At 70.4% G+C, this 3147-nt stretch carries 3 protein-coding genes; all 3 read left to right on the forward strand.

Translation table 11 applies throughout. The features are described 5' to 3' along the window. The coding region (locus Q0112_RS09080; RefSeq protein ID WP_297974218.1) for a UTRA domain-containing protein at window positions 1-431 on the forward strand (431 nt) is incomplete at its 5' end. After that, window positions 428-2608: an arylsulfatase gene (locus tag Q0112_RS09085; protein WP_297974220.1), complete on the forward strand. Its 2181-nt coding sequence runs from the start codon at window positions 428-430 to the stop codon at window positions 2606-2608. The genes Q0112_RS09080 and Q0112_RS09085, both read left to right, overlap by 4 nt. A gap of 288 nt (window positions 2609-2896) precedes the next feature. Then, a partial coding sequence (locus Q0112_RS09090; RefSeq protein WP_297974223.1) for a helix-turn-helix domain-containing protein occupies window positions 2897-3147 on the forward strand: 251 nt, incomplete at its 3' end.

A 3147-nucleotide genomic window follows, 5' to 3' on the forward strand; every position in this document is an offset into this window, starting at 1 on the left:
ACCTCGAACATGTCGTGGAGAGCGACGACGCGCCGGCGATCGCCGAGGGCGAGGGCGTTCCGGCACCCGCATACCGGCACATGCGGCGCGTGCATTCCCGCGACGGCGAGAGCTACTGCGTCGTGTCGATCTACATCGCCGCGGCGGTCTTCGACCTCGCGCCCGCGCGGTTCCGCCGCGAGCTGGCGATCCCGCTCCTCCTCGATCTGCCGGGCGTGGTGGTCGGGCGCGCCCGGCAGACGCTCGACATCGCCGCGGCCGACGTCGATGTGGCGCGCAGCCTCGGCATCCCGGTCAATGCGCCGATCGCCGAGGTGCGGCGGCTCTTCGTCACCCCGGATGAGACGGTGCTCTACGTCGCCGAGGCGAGCTACCGGGGCGACTACATCCACCTCGAGATGGATCTGCTCCGGGGCCTGGAGCCGCAATGACCGACACCACGCCGACGACCGTCCAGGACGCCACGCCGCACTGGCCCGCGCCCGCGCGGCCGAAGCCCGGGGCGCAGAACGTCGTCCTCGTGCTGCTCGACGACTGTGGCTTCTCGCAGCTCGGCTGCTACGGCGCCTCGATCCGCACGCCGGCGATCGACCGGCTGGCCGGGAACGGCCTGCGCTACACCAACTTCCACGTCACCGCGATGTGCTCGCCGACGCGAAGCTCGCTGCTGACCGGGCGCAACCACCATGCTGTGGGGATGGGCTATCTCGCCGACTTCGACACCGGCTTCGACAACGCCCGCGGCGCGATCAGCCCGAAGGCCGCGACGCTGGCCGAGATGCTGCGCGAGGGCGGCTACGCCACCTATGCGCTCGGCAAGTGGCACCTGGCGCCGCCGGCCGAATGCAGCCCGGTCGGCCCGTTCCGCAACTGGCCGACCCAGCGCGGCTTCGACCGCTGGTACGGCTTCCTCGGCGGCGAGGACGACCAGTACGCGCCCGAGCTCTGGTCCGGCCAGGAGTTCGCGCCGCTGCCCGAGCGCGACGACTACCACCTGAGCGAGGATCTGGTGGAGAGGGCGCAAGGGTTCCTCGCCGACCATGTGACGACGACGCCGGACCGACCGTTCTTCCTCTATCTCGCCTTCGGCGCCTGCCATGCGCCGCATCAGGCGCCGCCCGCCTTCATCGAGCCCTATCGCGGCGCCTTCGACGCCGGATGGGACGCGGAGCGGGAGAAGGTGCTCGCGCGGCAGAAGGCGATGGGGATCGTGCCGCCGGAGACGACCCTTCCCGACCACAATGCCGACGTGACCCCCTGGGCCGAGGTGGGCGAGGACGCCCGGGCGGTCATGTGCCGGATGCAGGAGGTCTTCGCCGGCTTCACCAGCCACACCGACGCGCAGATCGGCCGGCTGGTCGCCTACCTTGACCGCCAGGGTCTGGGCGAGAACACGCTTTTCATCGTCATGTCGGACAACGGCGCCAGCGGCGAGGGCGGCGTCTACGGGTCGGAGAACGAATACCGCTACTTCCTCGGCCTGCCGGACACGCTGGAGGAGAACCGGGCCGCGATCGACCGGCTGGGCGGGCCGCATGCGCACAACCACTATCCCTCGGGATGGGCGCAGGCGGGCAACACGCCACTGAAGATGTACAAGAAGTTCACCTTCGGCGGCGGCATCCGCGCCCCGCTGATCCTGCACTGGCCGGCAGGGATCGACGGGGCCGGCGGCCTCCGGGCGCAGTTCCACCACGCCATCGACATCGTGCCGACGGTGCTGGAGTTCGCCGGCGTCGAGGCGCCTGCCGTCCATCGCGGCGTCGAGCAGCTGCCGCTGCACGGCACCTCGCTCGCCTACAGCGTCGCGGACGCGGACGCGGGCGCGCCGTCCCGGCGGACGACGCAGTATTTCGAGATGGGCGGACAGCGCGGCATCTATCACGACGGCTGGAAGGCGGTGACGCGGCACCTGAGCGGCACGGCGTTCGAGGACGACGTCTGGGAGCTCTACCACCTCGCGGACGACTATTCCGAGGTCCGCGACCTCGCGCGGAAGCATCCCGGGCAGCTCAGGGCGCTGGTCGATCTCTGGTGGGAGGAGGCGCGCCGCAACGGCGTCCTGCCGCTCGACGACCGGGCGCAGGCCCGCGCCTTCGCGCGCGATCCGGCGACGACCGCGCGCCGGGACTTCGCCATGCGCCCGTTCCGGGTCGAGGCGCGCGTCGCGCCGCTTGCCGGCGGCGAAGAGGGGGTCCTCTTCGCCTACGGCCGCCGCGCGGCGGGGTTCGCGCTCTACCTGAAGGACGGGCGGCTTTGCTTCGACTACAATCTTGCCGGCCGGCACAACGTCCTGCGATCGCGCGATCCGGTGGCCCGCGGGCTCACGCGGCTTGCGGGCACCCTCGCGCTTGACGGTGGCCACGCCCGGTTCGAGCTGAGCGGCGACGGGGCGCAGCTCGGCGCGTCCGATCTCCCGATGGGATTTCCGGCCGGCTTCGGGCTCCTCAGCTCGCAGTGCGGCATGAACTATCCGTCGCCGGTATCGGCGGACTATCCCGCGCCGTTCAGCTTCACCGGGATCATCGAGAGCGTCACGGTCACGCTCGGCGAAGCCGATGAAGCCGCTGCCGCCGGCCTCTGGGAGGCGGCGTTGAGGAAACAGTAGCAAGGATTGGGCAAGGCGAGGCCGGTGCTCTGCAAGCAGGCGATGTGATCCACGACCGCAGGGAAGCCGGTTTCGGAGACCCGAGCCGCGCCCGGCGCTCGACGAGCGGTCGCTTCCGCAGGTTCGCGCTGCGTCGAGGGGTGATGATCGTCGCCAGCCTGATTCGCTCTCGCGTCCCGAGCCCCTGATACGGCTTCCGTGTGATTGACTCGGCGGGAGTGGATTCCCGGTCCGAATCTCGTGGGTCATGATGTCTGCAATCAAGAATGGAGGCAGGCATGGCATGGGTTGCGGGACACCTCGACGCGGTCGAGTTTGCAGGCCGGATACCGGAATAGCGCCGACGCGACGTTGGCACGGCACTACCAGGTGATCTGGCTGCTCGCCCAAGGACGGACCTGTTCCGAGGTGGCCGGGCTGACGCGCTTCGCGCTGCGCTGGGTCGAGCAGCTCCTGGAGCGCTACAACGCCCTTGGTCCGAAGAGCCTGGCCTCCCTCCGTTTTCCGCGCTCAGCGCGGCCATCGCCGCCGCCTCGTTC

Source organism: uncultured Amaricoccus sp. (assembly GCF_937858865.1).
In the GTDB taxonomy this organism is placed as follows: Bacteria; Pseudomonadota; Alphaproteobacteria; order Rhodobacterales; family Rhodobacteraceae; genus Amaricoccus.